16 protein-coding genes are annotated in these 18,835 nt (G+C 65.9%); 11 read left to right on the top strand and 5 right to left on the bottom strand.

Annotated features, from left to right (window positions below):
- Positions 1-147 precede the first annotated feature (147 nt).
- The 3 genes from AB4136_RS24805 to AB4136_RS24815 are packed head-to-tail and all read right to left on the bottom strand — an operon-like array spanning position 148 to position 2,601.
- Complete coding sequence (locus AB4136_RS24805; RefSeq protein ID WP_137901131.1) at positions 148-939, bottom strand: SIS domain-containing protein; 792 nt, start codon at positions 937-939, stop codon at positions 148-150.
- A gap of 19 nt (positions 940-958) precedes the next feature.
- Positions 959-1,729 carry a GntR family transcriptional regulator gene (locus tag AB4136_RS24810; RefSeq protein WP_137901130.1) on the bottom strand — a complete coding sequence of 257 codons (771 nt, stop codon included), beginning with the start codon at positions 1,727-1,729 and terminating at the stop codon, positions 959-961.
- The gene (locus tag AB4136_RS24815) at positions 1,726-2,601 is read right to left on the bottom strand and encodes an ROK family protein (RefSeq protein ID WP_137901129.1); all 876 of its coding nucleotides are present in this window, start codon (positions 2,599-2,601) and stop codon (positions 1,726-1,728) included. Before AB4136_RS24815 ends, AB4136_RS24810 begins: the two co-directional genes overlap by 4 nt.
- Positions 2,602-2,955: 354 nt before the next feature.
- Here AB4136_RS24815 and AB4136_RS24820 point away from each other — a divergent pair, with 354 nt between their 5' ends.
- The 5 genes from AB4136_RS24820 (at position 2,956) to AB4136_RS24840 (ending at position 9,598) form a co-directional block, all read left to right on the top strand.
- Positions 2,956-4,248: an ABC transporter substrate-binding protein gene (locus AB4136_RS24820; RefSeq protein ID WP_137901128.1), complete on the top strand. Its 1,293-nt coding sequence runs from the start codon at positions 2,956-2,958 to the stop codon at positions 4,246-4,248.
- A 40-nt stretch (positions 4,249-4,288) separates the two neighbouring features.
- Positions 4,289-5,179, top strand: a complete 891-nt coding sequence (locus AB4136_RS24825; protein WP_137901127.1) for a carbohydrate ABC transporter permease — start codon at positions 4,289-4,291, stop codon at positions 5,177-5,179.
- Positions 5,176-6,051 carry a carbohydrate ABC transporter permease gene (locus AB4136_RS24830; RefSeq protein WP_024926408.1) on the top strand — a complete coding sequence of 292 codons (876 nt, stop codon included), beginning with the start codon at positions 5,176-5,178 and terminating at the stop codon, positions 6,049-6,051. Before AB4136_RS24825 ends, AB4136_RS24830 begins: the two co-directional genes overlap by 4 nt.
- Positions 6,052-6,516: 465 nt before the next feature.
- Positions 6,517-8,268 (top strand): ABC transporter permease, encoded by a 1,752-nt coding sequence (locus AB4136_RS24835; RefSeq protein ID WP_024926407.1) that lies wholly within the window; start codon positions 6,517-6,519, stop codon positions 8,266-8,268.
- A 19-nt stretch (positions 8,269-8,287) separates the two neighbouring features.
- Complete coding sequence (locus AB4136_RS24840; RefSeq protein WP_024926406.1) at positions 8,288-9,598, top strand: ABC transporter ATP-binding protein; 1,311 nt, start codon at positions 8,288-8,290, stop codon at positions 9,596-9,598.
- A 43-nt stretch (positions 9,599-9,641) separates the two neighbouring features.
- Here the strand turns inward: AB4136_RS24840 and AB4136_RS24845 are convergent, their stop codons facing one another.
- On the bottom strand, positions 9,642-10,514 hold the full coding sequence (locus AB4136_RS24845; protein WP_024926405.1) for an undecaprenyl-diphosphate phosphatase: 873 nt from the start codon (positions 10,512-10,514) through the stop codon (positions 9,642-9,644).
- Positions 10,515-10,650: 136 nt separating this feature from the next.
- Positions 10,651-11,178: a DedA family protein gene (locus AB4136_RS24850; RefSeq protein WP_024926404.1), complete on the bottom strand. Its 528-nt coding sequence runs from the start codon at positions 11,176-11,178 to the stop codon at positions 10,651-10,653.
- A gap of 287 nt (positions 11,179-11,465) precedes the next feature.
- On the opposite strand from AB4136_RS24850, the gene AB4136_RS24855 reads away from it, so the two are divergent.
- The 6 genes from AB4136_RS24855 (at position 11,466) to AB4136_RS24880 (ending at position 18,803) form a co-directional block, all read left to right on the top strand.
- Positions 11,466-12,506: an isopenicillin N synthase family dioxygenase gene (locus AB4136_RS24855; protein ID WP_024926403.1), complete on the top strand. Its 1,041-nt coding sequence runs from the start codon at positions 11,466-11,468 to the stop codon at positions 12,504-12,506.
- Between the two features lie 58 nt (positions 12,507-12,564).
- Positions 12,565-13,890 carry an O-acetylhomoserine aminocarboxypropyltransferase/cysteine synthase family protein gene (locus AB4136_RS24860; protein WP_024926402.1) on the top strand — a complete coding sequence of 442 codons (1,326 nt, stop codon included), beginning with the start codon at positions 12,565-12,567 and terminating at the stop codon, positions 13,888-13,890.
- Between the two features lie 69 nt (positions 13,891-13,959).
- On the top strand, positions 13,960-14,985 hold the full coding sequence (locus AB4136_RS24865; protein ID WP_024926401.1) for an isopenicillin N synthase family dioxygenase: 1,026 nt from the start codon (positions 13,960-13,962) through the stop codon (positions 14,983-14,985).
- 503 nt (positions 14,986-15,488) lie between these two features.
- On the top strand, positions 15,489-16,523 hold the full coding sequence (locus AB4136_RS24870; protein ID WP_024927226.1) for an amino acid ABC transporter substrate-binding protein: 1,035 nt from the start codon (positions 15,489-15,491) through the stop codon (positions 16,521-16,523).
- Positions 16,524-16,536: 13 nt separating this feature from the next.
- Positions 16,537-17,727 (top strand): amino acid ABC transporter permease, encoded by a 1,191-nt coding sequence (locus AB4136_RS24875; protein WP_024927225.1) that lies wholly within the window; start codon positions 16,537-16,539, stop codon positions 17,725-17,727.
- The gene (locus AB4136_RS24880) at positions 17,724-18,803 is read left to right on the top strand and encodes an amino acid ABC transporter permease (protein WP_024927224.1); all 1,080 of its coding nucleotides are present in this window, start codon (positions 17,724-17,726) and stop codon (positions 18,801-18,803) included. Before AB4136_RS24875 ends, AB4136_RS24880 begins: the two co-directional genes overlap by 4 nt.
- Positions 18,804-18,835 lie beyond the last annotated feature (32 nt).

Below are 18,835 nucleotides of genomic sequence, written 5' to 3' on the forward strand. Positions count from 1 at the left end.
TTTCTTCCAGCACCCCTCATCCGACCTCGCTCATGACGGCTTCGCCGCCATAGGCTCGGCCACCTTCTCCCTCAAGGGGAGAAGGTAAGATGCACGTGCCCCTTGCAGAGAAGAAGGCCGGTCGAACCGGCCTTCTTGCTCTTGCCTTTACTCGCCCCGCATCGTCGCCTGGAAGGTCGGCAGGTGCTTCTTCTGCGCTTCCAGCATGCGCTCGCGATAGACGCCGTAGATGACGTCGGTGTCGTGCAGCGTCACGCCGGCGATGGTCGGCGAGGCGAATACCGGCAGCTCCACGCCGCGCTTCGACAACTGGTCGGCGGTGCGCGCGATCAGTTCATGCGCCAGGATCATGGCCAGCACCGTCGACGAGCCGGAAACCGGGCGGCTCCAGCCGTCGATCGGCACGATCGCGTCCTCGATCGGCGAGCAGGTGTCGATCACCAGGTCGGCGGCGTCGGCCAGCCGCTTGCCGGACGAATGCGTGGCCGGCTTGTCGAGATTGTTCTTCGAGGTCACCGCCACCACGAAGATGCCGCGCTTCTTGGCATAGAGCGCGGTGTCGATGCCGGAAGCGTTGCGGCCGCTATGGCCGAAGATGATGATGGAATCGCCCTTGTTCAGCGGCTGGTGGTCGAGGAATTTCTCGGCGTATTTTTCAGTGCGCTCCAGCCACAGCAGTTCGCGCACGCCGCCGGCGCCCAGCACATTGTGCCACATCACGCGCGGGTCGGTCAGCGGGTTGAAGCCGACATAGGTGCCGTAGCGCGGGAACATTTCCTGGCAGGGCAGCACCGAATGGCCCGAGCCGTAGAGATGGACCAGACCGCCATTCTGCAGCGAATCCGCGAAGCGGCTGGCCGCCTGCTCGAAGGCATCGCTATTTGCTTTCGATGCCTGCTCGATGAGGGCGGCGAGGCGGGGGATGTAGAAATCGGACACTTGGATACTCCTGCTGGTGTCAGTTTCGATTGTTGGCGGCAACGCGGCCGGCGCGCAGCGTCGAGCGGATCTCGTAGCGATCGCCGCGCATCACCGAGACGGTGAATTCGAACGGGCCGCGCTCGTCGGTGGTGATGCGTTCCACGACGAAGGCCGGCATGCCGGCGGCAAGGCCGAGCAATTCGGCGTCCGCGGTGGCAACGGTGCCGACGCGATAGTTCTCGCGCGCTTCGACCGGCACGATGCCGTAGCGCTTCTCCAGCGCTTCGTAGAGCGAGCCTTGCAGCAGTCCGGAATCGAGGAAACCCGGCATGCGCGCACCGGCAAGCAGCGCGGTCTGGATGCCGATCGGCTCGTCATTGCCGAGCCGCAGCCGGCGGATGCGCACCACCGGGTCGCCTTCCTCGATCTCCAGCGCCGCCGCCGCGACCGCGTCCGCCTTGCTCAGGCTGCAGTCGAGCAGGCGCGAGCCGGCGACCACGCCCATATGGCCCATTTCCTGGGTGAAGCTGGTCAGCTCGCGCGTGCCGGCCACCAGCGTTGTCGAGCGCACGAAGGTGCCGCGTCCGTGCTCGCGCCGCAGCAGGCCGCTTTCCTCCAGATTGCGCAGCGCGTGGCGCAGCGTGATGCGGCTCACCCCGAACAGCGCGCACAGCCGGTCCTCGGCCGGTATCTGGTCGCCCGTTGCCCATTCGCCGCTTTTCACGATGGCGCGGATCGCCTCCTCCACCTGGAACCACAGCGGTTCCGGGCGGCGGCGGTCGGGTTGCTGAAAGCTGGTTTCGCTCATCGTATCTGCCTCCACAGAGGACCAGTCGCGCCGGCAAGTGCCGCCCCGGCCAGCCCGGCATGCGAACCGAAGGCGCCGGGCCGGATGTCGATGCCGCGCAGATGCGGCGGCAACTGGCGGCGCAGCGCGGCCAGAAGCGGCTGCCGTATTGTGTCGAGCGCGTCGGCGATGCCGCCGGAAATCAGGATCGCCTGCGGGTCGAGCAGGGCGACCGCGCCGGCCAGCGCGGTGCCGAGGCTGCGCATCGGCGCCTCGAGCGCCGACACGGCCCCGGCGTCGCCGGCTCGTGCCGCCGCGACCAGCGCTGCGCCGTCGGCCAGGCTGAGGCTCCGCGCGATCGCGTCCAGCGCCCGGCCCGACGCGGCGCGTTCCAGCCAGCCGCTGCGGTCCTCGCCCGTGTCGCCAAGGTCGGCGCAGGCCCAGCCGAACGAGCAGGCGCCGCCCTGCGCGCCGGCAACGATGCGTCCGCCGGCCAGCACCGCCGAGCCGATGCCGGTGCCGATGGCCAAAAGCAGCGCGTCGGTCAGCGTCTTCGCGCCGCCTTCCACCGCTTCCGCCAGCATGGCGATCTGCGCGTCGTTGCCGACGGCGACCGTCAGGCCGGCGAACGGCTTCTGCAGGTCGAGGCCGTCGAGATAGGGCAGGTTGGGTATCCAGCGGCAGGTGGTGCCTTCGACCAGTCCCGGCACCGCGAAGCCGATCGCCGCGATGTCGCCGGCCTCGGTTGCCACCGCCCGGATGCGGGCAAGGAAACCGTCCAGCGTCGTCGGCGCCGCCTCGCGCGTCAGCACCCGCATCGCCCGCACGTCGCCGTCATGCAGCGCCGCGCGCAGATTGGTGCCGCCGAGGTCGATGGCCAGGGTGCGCGTCATGCCGGCGTCTCGCTGTCGCGGCTCAATCCCCTGTCGGTTGTCTGTGGCGTGGGACGGATCATTCGGCCTCTTGGCGGAAGGCCTGTTCCTGATTGGCCGCCGCGTCGAACAAGTCATTATAACGACATGCCGCAAATCGCAAGACCTCCGTCGACGGGTTTTCGTCGCTTTCGTATCCGCATGTCCGGCGTAATGGCATTTATCGATATGATTTATAAAGATAATACCTAGAATATCGATTGTTCTCGCGGTCTCGAACACTCCCCGTTTGGTCGATTTCCACGGAAGGGGCTTGCACAGTCGTTATAACTTGTCATAACGTCGCGTCGCTCGGCAAACGATGGGAGGGAGAGAATGTCGTTGGCTTGGACTTCGAAACTGGCGTTGGCCGCGGGCCTCGCTTTTGTGCCCGGCTGGGCTTCGGCCGCGGCGGTGAACATCTCTTACCTGACGCATTGGTCGCCGGAGACAGTCGCGCTCTTGGAAAGCGCGGCGAAGGATTACGCCAAGACCAATCCCGACGTGTCCGTCACCGTGCGCGCCGTGCCGTTCGGCGATCTGTTGACCACGCTGCGCTCGCAAGGCGGCAGCGCCGACGGCCCGACCATCGGCGGCATCTATGATCTCTGGCTGCCCGAACTGGTGCGCGACAAGCTGGTGGCGCCGGCGCCCGAGGCCGTGGCCGCCGAGGTCAAGAGCGCCTGGCCGGCGGGCGTCGTCAGCGCCGCTTCGGTCGGCGGCGCACCCTATGGCATTCCCAACGAGATCGACGTCTACGCGCTGAACTACAACAAGGACCTGTTCAAGCAGGCCGGCATCGCCGCCGCGCCCAAGACCTGGGACGAGTTCCGCGCGGCGGCCAAGAAGCTCACCAACAAGGATGCCGGCCAGCAGGGTTTCGGCATGATCAATTCCTGGGCCGCCGGCGTGGTCCACCCCTTCGCCTCGCTGCTGGTTTCCAATGGCGGCGAACTCGTCGCCGACGGCAAGCCGGTGCTCGACAGCAAGCAGGCGGGCGAAACCTTCGCGCTCTACGAAGGCCTGATCAAGGACGGTTCCAGCGATCCGTCCATGGCCACCGCCGACGCCAACACCACCGGCCCGTTCCTCGACAATTTCGTCTCCGGCAAGACCGGCATGATCATCATGGCCAACTGGTGGGAAAGCGCGCTGAAGACCGGCATGGGCGACAAGTTCTCCAACATCGCCACCGCTCCCATTCCGGTCGGCCCGAGCGGCGACAAGCCGCATTCGATCTCCTATTCCTGGATGACGGTCGTCAACGCCAAGGCGGGTGCCGCCGAGCAGAAGGCGGCGTGGGATTTCCTGGCCTGGCTGAACAGCCCGAAGTCGGGCAAGAACGGCGCCTCGGCCATGTCCGACATCCTGATGTCGATGGGCATCCTGCCGTCGCGCAGCTCCGACATCGAGGCGCACAAGGCAAAGCTCGGCACCGAGTTCCTGGCCGGTTATGTCAGCGTGCTGGCCGACGCCAAGCCGTTCCCGGTGGTGGCCGGCGGACAGGAGTTCTCGGAATCGCTGCAGCAGACGCTGGAAGCGCTGCAATACGGCCAGGTTTCGGCCAGGGACGCGCAGGCCAAGGCGCAGGCCGACGCGGTCTCGATCCTCGAGCGCGCCGCCAAGTGACGGCGGCCGCTGGCAAGCGACGCGCGGCGGAAGGCGGCCGATGAGCAAGGGTTATCGCGCTTCGGCGGGCATCATGCTGGCGCCCGCCGCGACGCTGATCGGCGTCTTCATCCTCGTGCCGATGCTGCTCACCGTCTGGCTGTCCTTCCAGGACTGGTCGACGCAAACGCCGTTTTCCGAAGCGCGTTTCGTCGGCCTCGCCAACTTCCAGGATATTTTCGGCTCGACATCGATCGGCCGCGATTTCAAGGGCGCTCTGGTCAATACGGCGATCTACACCGCCCTGTCGGTCGCCATCATCCTGCCTCTGTCGGTCCTGTTCGGCCTGCTTGTCCATCAACGCGACGTTGGCGGCGGTACGCTGCTCAGGACCGTTCTCTTCTCCACCTACATGGTGCCGATGATCGCGGTGGCGCTGGTCTGGTCAAAGCTCTATTCGCCGAGCGAGGGGCCGTTCAACCAGATGCTCGGCTTCATCGGCATCGGCCCGCAGCCCTGGCTGTCTTCGCCGCGCTCGGCGCTGGTCTCGATCGTCCTTCTCAATGTCTGGCAGCAGGTCGGCTATTTCACGGTGCTGGCCATCGCCGGCCTGACCCAGATCCCCGGCAGCCTCTACGAGGCCGCGACGCTCGACGGCGCCAGCCGCGCCGAGCAGTTCCGCTTCATCACCTTGCCGCTGTTGCGGCGCACGCTTCTGTTCAGCGCCGTCATCGCCATCATCAACGCCGTCCAGGTGTTCGAGCCGGTGGCGCTCATCACCCAGGGCGGCCCGGTCGGCTCCACCAATGTGCTCACCTACCACATCCGCCGCGTCGGCATCGAACGCGCCCAGGGCGGGCTGGGCTCGGCCATGGCGGTGATGCTGATGCTCACCCTCATCGTCGTGGTGTGCGCGCTGTTTGCCTTCATGAACCGGAAGGACGACGAATGAGCGCCGCCGTCCAGGCTGGGTCGTCCAGCGCGCTGCCGCGCCGCCATCCGTCGGGGCGCAAGGCGCTGGTGGTCACGATGATGCTTGTCGTCGCCGTCGCCTCCGCCTTCCCGCTGGTGTGGATGGTGCTGTCCAGCCTGAAGACCGTCGCCGAGAGCATGCAGGTGCCGCCGGTTTGGCTGCCGCGCACGCCGAGCCTCGAGGCTTATGAAAAGGTCGCCGGCGTGGTCAATGTCGGGCGCTCGATGTGGAATTCGCTGGTCATCGCCACCATCACCACGGCCGGCATCCTCATCACCAGCCTGATGGCCGGCTACGCCTTCGCCAAATACAGTTTTCCGGGCCGCTCGCTTCTGTTCTCGGTGCTGATCGCCACCATGTTCCTGCCGCCCATCGTCACGCTCATTCCGCTCTACCGCATGGTCGGCTCCATCGGCCTCGGCGCCAGCCTCGCCGGCATCATCGTGCCCAATCTCGCCAACGCCTTCGGCATCTTCCTGATGCGGCAGTTCATCGCCGGCGTGCCCGACGAGTTGATCGACGCCGCCCGCATGGACGGCGCCTCCGAACTGCTCATCCTGTTCAAGATCGTGGCGCCAACCGTGGCGCCGGCCATCGCGGCGCTGGCACTGTTTGCCTTCGTCTATCACTGGAACAGCTATCTGTGGCCGCTCACCGTGCTGCAGGGCAATGCTGACAGCTACCCGATCGTCATCAGCCTTAGCCGGCTGTTGAGCTACAATCGCGGCGCAATGAACACCGGCCTGGTCATGGCCGGCGCCACGCTCGCCGTTCTGCCGCCGCTCATCCTGTTCGTCTTCCTGCAACGTTTCTTCGTCGATTCCATCGTGAGTTCGGCGGTCAAGGGGTGAGAAGCGGTCCGCGTAGCGGACGAAAAGCCAACTGCTTGGCTTTTCGAGCTTCGAACGCCCGAGGCTATGCGGAGGGCCGGGGCGGCAGTCCGCGTAGCGGACGAAAAGCCAACTGCTTGGCTTTTCGAGCTTCGAACGCCCGAGGCTATGCCGAGGGCCGGGCGGCGGTCCGTGTGGAACTCCGTCATTCCCGACCTCGTGAGCGACCGAAGGGAGCGGAGAGTGTCGGGAATCCATGCCGGAACATGGGCGACGACAAAACCGGTCGAAGCCGGGACACGCAAAGCAAAGAAGGGCATAGCGCCACTGTTCACGATCTTGTGATCGATCCGCCGACGCACTCCGGATCGCGCTGTCACAATGGCGACACACGCTTGAAAATATGGCTTGCTGTAATGCTTCGACGGTGAGACGAAGCGTTTTAACCGACTTCGTCCTTTACCCCTTCGCGCCGGGGGCACCCGCATGGCAGTCCAGAAACACGCTCCGCTGGCCATCCGGCGCTCGGTCCTGCCGAGTGTCTGGGATTTGATGGCGCTTTTGTTGGTGGTCGGCGTCATCGTGCTGATCGCCTATGGCGCGGAAGTCACCACGGCACCGCTGTCGACGCTGGATACCACGCCGCTGTCGCTCGATCCGGCCAATCTGCCGGTCTACGCCTTGCGCACCACGCTGCGCATGCTGCTCGCCATCGTGCTGTCGCTGATCTTCACCTTCATCTACGCGGCGGCGGCGGCCAAGAGCCGGCGCGCCGAGATGGTGCTGATCCCCATTCTCGATATCCTCCAGTCGGTGCCGATCCTTGGCTTCCTGACCTTCACCGTCACCTTCTTCCTCAACCTGTTCCCCGGCAGCGTGCTGGGCGCCGAACTGGCCTCGGTCTTCGCCATCTTCACCAGCCAGGCCTGGAACATGACCTTCTCCATGTACCAGTCGATGCGCAATGTGCCGGGCGACCTCGAGGAGGCGACGCGCAGCTTCCATCTCAGCGGCTGGCAGCGCTTCTGGCGGCTCGACGTGCCTTTCGCCATGCCGGGCCTGGTGTGGAACGCCATGATGTCGATGTCGGGCGGCTGGTTCTTCGTCGTTGCTTCCGAGGCGATCACGGTGGGTAACACCACGGTCACGCTGCCGGGCATCGGCTCCTATGTGGCGCTCGCCATCCAGCAGCAGAACATCGCCGCCATCGCCTATGCGGTCATCGCCATGCTGGTGGTCATCATCCTCTACGACCAGTTCCTGTTCCGGCCGTTGGTTGCCTGGGCCGACAAGTTCCGTTTCGAGACCACGGCTTCCGCCGAGGCGCCGGAATCCTGGATGCTCGACCTTCTGCGCCGGGCCCGCCTCGTGCGCGTCCTGTCCGCACCCTTCGCCTGGGCGATGCGCACGGTGTGGAACCTGCGTCTTCCTTCCTTGCCGTCGCTGCCGTCCTTCGATCTCGGCGGCCTCGGCGGCAGCGATGCCGCCCGCTCGCGCCTCGTCGACCGGCTGTGGATCGGCCTGATCGCCGCCGGCGCCGCCTACGCCGCCTATGTCTCGATCTCCTATCTGCGCACCGGCATCGGCTGGTCGGACGTGCCCGTCGTCGTCGGCGACGCCTTCATCACGCTGTTGCGCGTCATCGTGCTGATGACGCTGGCAACGCTGATCTGGGTTCCGGTCGGCGTCTGGATCGGCCTGCGGCCGAAGCTTGCCGAAAAGGTGCAGCCGCTGGTGCAGTTCCTCGCTGCCTTCCCGGCCAACATCGCTTTCCCGATCTTCGTCGTGCTCATCGTGCACTACGACCTCAGCCCGAATATCTGGCTCTCCCCGCTGATGATCCTGGGCACCCAGTGGTACATTCTGTTCAATGTCATCGCCGGCGCCTCGGCCTTCCCGAGCGACCTGAAGGAGGCGGCGCGCTCCTTCCATATCGAAGGCTGGCGCTGGTGGGTGAAAGTCATCCTGCCCGGCATCTTCCCCTATTATGTCACCGGTGCCATCACCGCCTCGGGCGGTTCGTGGAATGCCAGCATCGTTGCGGAAGTGGCGAGCTGGGGCTCGGAGCAGCTCACGGCGCGCGGCCTCGGCGCCTACATCGCCCAGGCCACCAGTAGCGGCGATTTCCCGCGCGTCGTGCTCGGCATCATCGTCATGTGCGTTTTTGTTACCCTGTTCAACCGTCTGGTCTGGCGCCCGCTCTATGCGTTCGGCGAGCGCCGGCTGCGTCTGGCCTGATCCAAAGGAGATCGTCGCCATGCTTGATCTCACCGCAAAGAAGCCGCTCATCGACATCCGCCAGGTGTCGCGTTCCTTCCCGAAGGGCAGCGGCAAGGACGTGACGGTGCTCGAAAATGTCGACCTGACCATCCGCGAGGGTGAACTGGTCGGCCTGCTCGGTCGTTCCGGTTCCGGCAAGTCGACGCTGCTGCGCATCATCGCCGGCCTCGTCGAGCCGTCCTCGGGCGTCGCGCAATGCCGCGGCGCCGAGATCGACGGCCCGCCGACCGGCATCGCTTTGGTGTTCCAGTCCTTCGCGCTGTTTCCCTGGCTCACCGTGCTGCAGAATGTGGAACTCGGCCTCGAGGCCCAGGGCGTCGACCGCGCCGAACGCCGCTCGCGCGCCTTGGCCGCCATCGACTTGATCGGCCTCGACGGTTTCGAAAGCGCCTTCCCGAAGGAGCTCTCCGGCGGCATGCGCCAGCGCGTCGGCTTTGCCCGTGCGCTGGTCGTCCACCCCGACCTTCTGTTGATGGACGAGCCGTTCTCGGCGCTCGACGTGCTGACCGCCGAAACGCTGCGCACCGACATGATCGATCTGTGGGTGGAAGGCCGCCTGCCGATCAAATCGGTGCTGATGGTCACCCACAACATCGAGGAGGCGGTGCTGATGTGCGATCGCATCCTCGTCTTCTCCTCCAATCCCGGCCGCGTCGCCCGCGAACTGAAGGTCGACCTGCCGCATCCGCGCAACCGTCTCGACCCGGTGTTCCGCCAATTGGTCGACAGCATCTACGCGCTGATGACGCAGCGCGCCGAAACCCGTACGCCGGCCATGGAAGGCATTCCCGGCACCGGCATCGGCCTGGTGCTCAACCACGTCTCCACCAACATCCTGGCCGGCCTGATCGAGGCGCTGGCCGGCGCGCCCTATGACGGGCGGGCCGACCTGCCGGTGCTGGCGGGCGCGTTGCAGATGGAGGCCGACGAGATCTTCCACCTCGGTGAAACGCTGCAGCTCTTGCGCTTCGCGCAACTGAGCGAAGGCGACATCGTGCTGACCGAGGCAGGCAAGCGCTTCGCCCATATGGAAACCGACGAACGCAAGAAGCTCTTTGCCGAACACATCTCGGCCTATGTGCCGATCTTCGGGTTGATCCGCCGTGTGCTCGACGAGCGTCCCTCGCACGCCGCGCCCGCCGCCCGCTTCCGCAACGAGCTGGAAGACTACATGACCGAGGACTATGCCGACGAAACCTTGAAGACGGTGGTGTCCTGGGCGCGTTACGCCGAGCTGTTCGCCTATGACGAACAGACCGAGCTGTTCAGCCTGGAGAACCCGCAGTAACAAGCAGGATGCGCGGCGCTGGAGCGCCGCGCTGTATTCTGGCTTAGGCCAGCCAGCCAGCAGCGGCGCCGGCGAGAAGCAGGATGCCGATCGCCGCGCGATAGAACACGAACGGCCAGGTCGAGAACCGCTCCAGGAACCGCATCAGGCCCCAGATCGCCGCGAAGGCCGACAGGCTGGCGATGATCAGGCCGAAGATCAGCACGTGCCAGGCTTCCGAAGGGATGTGCGCCTTGTGCAGCACCCAGATCTCGTGCAGCCCGGCCAGCGCGATCGCCGGAATGCCGATCAGGAAGGAGAAGCGCGCCGCTTCCTCGCGCTTCAGGTCGCGGAACAGTGCGGCCGTCAGCGTCGAGCCGGAGCGCGAGATGCCGGGGATGAGTGCGCCGGCCTGGGCCACGCCAACGATCAGCGCGTCGCGCAGCCGCATGTCCTCGACGCTGCGGCGGTGCTTGGCGATGCGTTCGGCGAGACCCAGCAGCACCGCCAGCGCCACCATCGACACGCCGATCACCACGATGCCGCGCAGCGGCGAATCGCAACGATTGAGCAGCGGCGACAGCGCGAGGCCGACAACGACGATGGGGATGGTCGCCAGCACGATGCCGACCGCCAGCCGCCAGGTCGGGCTGGAATAGTTGCCGGTGCGCACCGCGGTCACCGTGCCGCCGACCAGCCCGGTGACGTCGCGCCAGAAATAGCTGATCACCGCGGCCAGTGCTGCCAGCTGCATGGCGGCGGAAAAGGCCGAGCCCGGATCCTGCCAGCCGAGCAGCGCCGGCACGATGCGCATATGCGCGGTCGACGAGATCGGCAGCAACTCGGTTATGCCCTGCACCACGCCGAGCACCGCGACCTTCGCGTAACCCAGCGTCGCAAAGCCGATGTCGACGCCTTCCGAACAAGCATTCGCCATTAGTGGTCCCTCTCCACACCGCCGAAACCGCACAACGCAGGCCCCGGGCGCCTCAGTTCTAGCTTCTCTCGCGAAGCAGGCTGGCCGGATTAAGTCACGGTCTGTTGAACTTTCCGTGATCGTGGCTGTGGAAAGGTCAGATCCAGCCTTGCAGCCATTTGAGGCCGAAGGCGCCGGGCGCCAGTATGCCGGCCGCCCAGATCATCGCCGAGGTCACGTTGGCAAGCTGGAAGGCCATCGGCGACATGTCGCAAATGCCGGCCACCAGCGGCATGGAGGCGCGCAGCGGCCCGGAAAAGCGGCCGACGAAGACGCCGAGCGTGCCCCAGCGCTCGAAGAAGCGGTGGCCGCGCTGCAGCAGGTCAGGATTGCGCGACAGCGGCCAGTAGCGCACCACGTCGCCCTTCAGCTTCAGGCCGATCCAGAACGACAGCCAGTCGCCGAAGAAGGCGCCGATCGCCGCCGCCGCCCAGAGCGGCCAGAACGAGATGCCGCTTTCGCCGACGAGGAAGCCGACGCCGAGCAGGATGACGGTGGCCGGCACCAGCAGCGAAATGAACGCCAGCGATTCGCCGAAGGCGAGCAGCATGACGACGAAGAAGCCCCAGCCCTGATGGGCCCTGATGAACTCGACGGCGGTCTGGGTGAGTGCTTGAAGATCCATGCCTTGCACCTAGCCGATGGCGTCGCCTTGCGAAACCGGTTTCGGCGGGCGACGGCGGAAATCCGGCCGGTGAATGGTTTCCGGAACGTCGCTGGCGACAAGCTGTAGCGGGAGCAGGACCGACCTCCGCCAATGTCTACAAAATTAGTGGCATTAGCAAAAATTCACACCATCGGCCCGCCCGCCGTCGCGGGATTTTCTTGAAGCTTGGTCCGAAAGGTCGCTCATTCCTTTGTTTTCGCCCTGGCCGCTGCGAGGCTGATGATGTCAGCCAGAAGGGCCTATCCATGAGCAAGACCACCATCCAATCCATTCCCGTTCTCGACTTTTCCTTGTTCGAGACCGATCCGAAAACCTTTCTGGACGCGCTCAAGCCGGCCGCCCGCGACGTCGGCTTCTTCTACCTCACCGGGCATGGCATCGCGCAAAGCCTCATCGACGACGTGCTGTCGGCGTCGCGCCGCTTCTTTTCGCTGCCCGAGGCCGACAAATTGAAGATCGAGATGGTCAACTCGCCGCATTTCCGCGGCTACAACCGCGTCGGCCAGGAACTGACCAAGGGCCAGCGCGACTGGCGCGAGCAGATCGACATCGGCTCGGAGGCGGCGGCACTTCCCGTCGACGGCGGCCAGCCGGCCTGGACCCGCCTGCAGGGCCCCAATCTGTGGCCCGACGCCTTGCCGGAGCTGAAGCCGATCCTGCTCGAATGGCAGTCCGAGCTGACCAAATTGTCGACGCGCCTTCTGAAAGCCTTCGCGGTGGCGCTGGAGCAGGACCGCGACATCTTCGAAACCATCTATGCCGGCACGCCCAACCAGCTCATCAAGATCATCCGCTATCCCGGCCGCGACGCCACTGGCAGCGAGCAGGGCGTCGGCGCCCACAAGGACAGCGGTTTCCTCACGCTGTTGCTGCAGGAAAAGCAGAAGGGCCTGGAGGTGGAGACCGAGGACGGCCGCTGGATCGAGGCCGAACCCAGGCCCGGCACCTTCGTCGTCAACATCGGCGAATTGCTGGAACTGGCCACCGACGGCTATCTGAAGGCGACCGTGCACCGCGTCGTCACCCCGCCGGCCGGCACCGACCGGCTGTCGGTGGCGTTTTTCCTCGGCGCGCCTTTCGACGCCGAAGTGCCGTTGCTTGATCTCGCGCCGCATCTCAAGGCACAGGCCGGCGGCGTCACCCGCGATCCGCACAACCCGCTTTTCCGCAATTCCGGCCAGAACGCGCTGAAGAGCCGCCTGCGCTCGCATCCCGATGTCGCCGCCCGCCACCATGCCGACCTGTTGGTCGCGCAGGCGCGCGCCGAGGCCGTGCCCGTCGCCTGAACCGAAACGCCGACCCTCCCATGCCTAACCATCGAGATCGACCGAAGGAGCAAACGCTATGACGCTGGAAAACCTCTCCGCCGAAACGCTCGCTTTGCATGGCGGCGGCTGGCGCGCCGACCCGTCCACCGGCGCCGTCGCCGTGCCGATCTATCAGACCACCTCCTACCAGTTTCAGGATACCGGCCATGCCGACCGGCTGTTTTCGCTGGACGAGGTCGGCCACATCTACACCCGCGTTTCCAATCCCACCCAGGACGCCTTCGAGCAGCGCATCGCCGCGCTCGAAGGCGGCGCGGCGGCTTTGCTCTTGTCGTCGGGGCAGGCGGCTTCGGCCTATTCGGTGCTGAACCTTGCCGGTGCCGGCGACAACATCGTCTCCTCCACCGGCCTCTATGGCGGCACCTGGGCGCTGTTCGCCGCCACGCTCAAGCATTTCGGCGTCGAGGTCCGCTTCGTCGATCCCGCCGATCCGGAGAATTTCCGCCGGGCGACGGACGAGCGCACGCGCGCCTATTACGCGGAATCGCTGCCCAATCCGAAGCTGCAGGTCTTCCCGATCAGGGAGGTGGCCGATATCGGCCGCTCGCTCGGCGTGCCGCTGATCGTCGACAACACGGCGGCGCCCTTGATCATTCGCCCGTTCGACCATGGCGCGGCCGTCGTCATCTATTCGGCCACCAAATATATCGGGGGCCACGGCACCTCGATCGGCGGCGTCATCATCGATGGCGGCAATTTCCCCTGGGAAGAGCACACCGCGCGTTTCCCGACGCTGAACGAGCCGGACCCCAGCTATCACGGCAAGGTCTGGGTGGAGGCGGCCAAACCGCTCGGCCCCGTCGCCTATGTGCTGCGCATCCGCACCGTGCTCCTGCGCGACGTCGGCGCCGCCATCAGCCCGTTCAACGCCTTCCAGCTCCTGCAAGGCCTGGAGACGCTGCCGCTGCGCATCCGCCAGCACAACGAGAACGCGCTGAAGGTGGCCGAATTCCTGCGCGGTCACCCCAAGGTGAAATCGGTGATCTTCCCGCGGTACCAGCTGGGCGAAGACAAGCGCCGGGCCGAGGCCTATTTCCAGCCGGGCAGCTATGGCGCGCTGGTCGGTTTCGAGCTGAAGGACGGGCGCGAGGCAGGCCGCGGCTTCATCAACGGGCTGAAGCTGTTCTACCATGTCGCCAATATCGGCGACGCGCGCTCGCTGGCCATCCACCCGTCCACCACGACGCATTCGCAGCTGTCGGCGGAAGATCAGCTCGCCTCAGGCGTCACCCCCGGCTACGTGCGGCTGTCGGTCGGCATCGAGCATCCCGACGATATCATCCGCGACCTCGAACAGGCGCTCGACGGCGCGGTGGGCGAGGAGAAGCTCAAGGCTGCCTGACCACAGCGGCTTTGTGCATCCGGGGGCGGGGGCGCAACGACAGCATGGACAGATCGGAGGAACCCGAACATGACCAGAATTGTACCCGTCCTCGACCTCAGCCGTCTGGAGCAGGGTGCTTCCGAGCGGCGCACCTTCCTGGCCGATCTGCGCTCGGCAGCCCGCGATGTCGGCTTTTTCTATCTGGCCGGGCACGGCATCGCCGTCACCGAGATCGATGGCGTTCTGGCCGCCGCCAGACGCTTCTTCGAATTGCCGGAGGACGAGAAGCTCAAGATCGCCATGGTCAACTCGCCGCAGTTCCGTGGCTACACCCGCACCGGCGGTGAGTTGACGCGGGGCAGGGCCGACTGGCGCGAACAGCTCGACATCGGCGTCGAGCGCCCGGCGATCGCGCAGCGGCCGGGCCTCGCCCCCTGGGCGCGCCTGCAGGGACCGAACCAGTGGCCGGCGCTTTATCCTGATCTCAAACCCGCGCTGTTGTCGTGGCAGGCGCAGGTGACCGCGGTGGCGATCCGCCTTTTGAGAGCCTTCGCGCTGTCGCTTGAACAGCCGGAAGACGCCTTCGACGCCATCCATGTCGGCGAGCCTAATCACCGCATGAAGATCGTGCGTTATCCCGGCCGCGATCTCACCGGCGGCGACCAGGGCGTCGGCGCCCACAAGGATGGCGGCTTCTTGACCCTGCTATTGCAGGACCAGCATGAGGGTCTGCAGGTCGAATATGACGAGCGCTGGGTGCCGGTCGATCCCATTCCCGGAACGCTGGTCGTCAATATCGGCGAACTGCTCGAACTCGCCTCCAACGGCTATCTGCGCGCCACCGTGCATCGCGTGGTCACGCCGCCGGCCGGGGTCGAGCGCCTGTCGGTGCCGTTCTTCTTCGGCGCCAGGCTGGATGCCACCATCCCGCTGCTCGACCTGCCGCCGCATCTTTCGACGGAAGCGCGCGGCCCGGCCAGCGATCCCGAAAATCCGCTGTTTCGCGATGTCGGCACCAATGTCCTGAAAAGCCGGCTGCGCTCGCATCCCGACGTTGCCAAACGGCATTATTCCGACCTCATCGAAAGCGGCTTCGCCCCGGTCGCGGCCTGAGCTTTCCGTAGGGTTCCTCTGCTCTCGGCCGGGCGTTCGCCCGGCTTTCTTTTTCGCGCCCAACGCCCGTCATTCCGGGCAAGCGAGCAAAGCGAGCGCCGACCCGGAACCCAATGGTCATGGCGCGTCGAGCACGGCCCGGTCCTCATCTTGACACGTTCGGGCTACTCAAGCCGCCCGCTTCATCGATGCTCACGCGAAATGAGGACCCGGCTGCGCTGCTCAATAGGTTCCGGGTCGGCGCTCGCTTGCCCGGAATGACGGGGTTCCACCGCGCGGCTTCTCCTTCTCCCGCAAGGGGAGAAGGGAAGGTGCGCACCCCCTCCGCTCCTTCAACCTCCAAACCCGGCCCTTCGCGGCAAAGCGCTTCCCGAACGACGGCAAATTTGGATTGCCGTTCCTTAGTCTACAAATCTTATAGAGTTACCGTCTGCCTGGGTCGGCGAAAGGGGCTGAGCGCGATCGTTTCGGATCGGCCCGATTGGGAACCAGGAGTTATCGAGATGACATTTCTATCGCAACCAGGCAGCCTTTGGCGACGCGCGGTCGCGGCCTCGCTGATCGTCGCCACCGGTGCGTTCGCCACCGTGGCCGAGGCCGGCCCGACGCTGGACAAGATCAAGCAGCGCGGCGCCATCAAGGTCGGCGTCGGCACCACGCCCGGCTTCTTCGCGCCCGACGACGCCGGCAAGTGGAAGGGCTTCTTCGTCGATTACGGCAAGGCGCTCTCCATCACCGTGTTCGGCACGCCCGACAAGGTCGAGTTCACCAATTCCTCGCCGCAGCAGCGCCTGCCGGCCTTGCAGGCCGGCGAGTTCGACATCCTGCTTTCCGGCGTGACGGTGACGATCGCCCGCGCGCTGCAGCTAGGCTTCCATTTCGGACCGACGGTGTTTTATGACGGCCAGGGCATCCTGGTGCGTAAGGACCTCGGCGTGACCAAGGCCGCCGAACTCGACGGCGCCACCATCGGCGTGCAGAGTGGCACCACCGGCGAGCTCAACATCGCCGATTTCTTCCGCAAGACCGGCAAGAAGTTCACGCCGGTGACGATCGAGGAGACCGGCGAGTTCATCAACGCGCTGGAATCGGGCCGCGTCGACGCCATCACCCAGGACAGTTCCGACCTCGTCGGCAAGCGCACCCAGCTGAAGAAGCCGGACGATTTCGTCATCCTGCCCGAGCGCCTGTCCAAGGAGCCGCTGGCGCCCGCCGTCGCCGGTGGCGACGACCGCTGGCTGGAACTGGTCAACTGGACCGTCAACGTGACCATCCAGGCCGAGGAATGGGGCATCACCTCCAAGAATGTCGACGAATTCCTGAAGTCGCCCGACCCGGCCGTGCAGCGTTTCCTCGGCGTCGATCCCTCGCTCGCCCAGGCCACCGGCCTCGACCCGAAATGGGCCTACACCATCATCAAGACGGTGGGCAATTACGGCGAGATCTTCGACCGCAACCTGAAGCCGCTCGGCTGGGAGCGCGGCTACAACAATCTGTGGACGCAAGGCGGCCTGCTTTATTCGCCGCCGTTCCGCTGAGCCGTCCTCCGTCATGGCGGTGATCGAAACCGTGCCGGGCCCTGGGCGGCCCGGCCCCTTGCGGCGGCTGGTCGGCTGGTGGGGCGACCGGCCGTGGCTGCAGCTCGCCATCGTCGCGGCTGTCGTCGCGCTTTTCTGGCTGCTCGGCGCCAACATCGCCGAGACGATGCGGCGCATCGGCGTCACCCCTGGCTTCGACTTTCTCGGCCGCTCCGCCAATTTCGAGATCGGCGAGACGATGATCGCCTTCAAGGCCGGCGATCCCTATGTCCAAGCGATCCTCGCCGGCCTCTTGAACACGCTGAAGGTCGCGCTGCTCGGCTGCGTCTTCGCCACCATCCTCGGCGTGGCGCTGGGCGTCGCCGGCCTGTCCGGCAACCTGCTTCTGGCCGGGCTGATGCGTGGATACATCGAGCTCATCCGCAACACGCCGCTGCTCTTGCAGCTGTTCTTCTGGATCGCGCTGGCCAAGGCGTTTCCGCCGCCCCGGCAGGCATTGTCGGCCTTCGGCGCGCTGTTCCTCTCCAACCGCGGCGTCTTCGTGCCGGCCCTCGCCGTCGACGGTTTTTCCGCCGCGACCCTGCTGCTTTTGGCCGCCATCGGCCTGTCCTACGGCCTCTTTCTCTACACGGCGCGCCGACAGCGTCGCCTCGGCCTGAGCCGCGCCCTGCTTGCAACGCTGGTTCTCCTGGTCGCCGCCGGTCTCGCTTTGCCGGCCACCGGTGCTGCGATAAGCTTCGACCTGCCGGTTCTCGCCGGTTTCAACATTCGTGGCGGCCACAGCCTGACGCCGGAATTCGCTGCACTTCTCGTCGGCCTCACCGTCAAGTTCTCGGCCGCCATCGCCGAGATCGTGCGCGCCGGCATCCAGTCGGTGCCGTCGGGCCAATGGGAGGCGGCCCGCGCGCTCGGCCTGCATCCGGGCCAGATCATGCGGCTTGTCGTGCTGCCGCAGGCGCTGCGCGTCATCACGCCGATGATCACCTCGTCCTATCTCGACCTCACCAAGGATTCTTCCCTCGCGGTCGCCATCGGCTATCCCGACCTCGTCTCCATCATCAACACCACCGCCAACACCACCGGCCAGTCCTTCGAGGCGCTCGCCATCCTCATCGGCGTCTATCTCGTCCTGAACCTGTCGGTGTCGGCCCTCATGAACATCTACAACCGCAAGGTCGCCCTGCGCGGCGGAGTGCTGCGATGAGCCTGGTCGATATCGCTTCCTTGCCGCTGATGCGCCGCCCGGTCGATCTCAAGCCTCTGTGGAACGGCCTGTTCGGCACCAAGCTCAACACGGCGCTGACGCTGCTGACGCTCGCCTTCCTTGCCTGGATCGTGCCGCCGCTGCTCAGATGGCTGGTGCTCGACGCCATCTGGACCGGCACCGCGCAGGATTGCGCCGCCGCTTCCGGTGCCTGCTGGGCCTTCGTCACCGCCAAAATGCGTTTCATCCTCTTCGCTTTCTACCCGCAGGATCTGCAATGGCGGCCGCTGGCGGCGTTGCTCCTTCTGCTCGGCCTGCTTGCGGTCACCGCGCAGCCGAGGTTCTGGCGGCGCGAATTGCTCATCGCCTGGCCGCTCGGCGTCGGTCTCGCCTGGGCGCTGCTGTCCGGCGCGCTGACCGGCTCTCCGGTCGCCTCGAACCAGTGGGGCGGCCTGCCGGTGACGCTGCTGGTCTGGGCGGTGTGTTTTGGCCTGTCCGTCCCGCTCGCCGTGCTGCTCGCTTTGGCGCGGCGCTCGAAGATGGGCGGCCTGCGCACGCTCTCCGTGCTGTTCATCGAGCTGATGCGCGGCACGCCGATGGTCGCCATCCTCTATGTGGCGATGCTGATCCTGCCGATGGCCATCCCCGGCGGCCAGTTCCTCGACAAGACGCTGCGCGCCATCGTCATGATCAGCCTGTTCTGGTCGGCCTATGTCGCCGAGGTGGTGCGCGCCGGCCTGCAGGCCATCCCGCATGGCCAGGAGGAGGCGGCCAAGGCGCTCGGCCTCGGCTACTGGCGCACCATGCAGCTCATCGTGCTGCCGCAGGCGCTGCGCAAGGTCATCCCCGGGCTGGTCAACCTCGCCATCGGCTTCCTGCTCGCCACCTCGCTGCTCGCCGTCATCGGCATCCTCGACCTGCTCAACGCGGCGCGCGCCTCGACCACCGACCCGAAATGGCTCGGCTTCTACGACGAAGCCTATCTCGTCGTCGCGGTCATCTATTTCGTCTTCTGCTTCGGCGGCTCCCGCTACAGCCGCTGGCTGGAGCGGCGGCTGGGGGCGGTGCGGAATTGAATTTCACCGACCCTTGAAGTGATGAGTGCCGA

This window comes from Mesorhizobium sp. 2RAF21 (genome assembly GCF_052115345.1).
GTDB classification, from domain to species: Bacteria; Pseudomonadota; Alphaproteobacteria; order Rhizobiales; family Rhizobiaceae; genus Mesorhizobium; species Mesorhizobium terrae.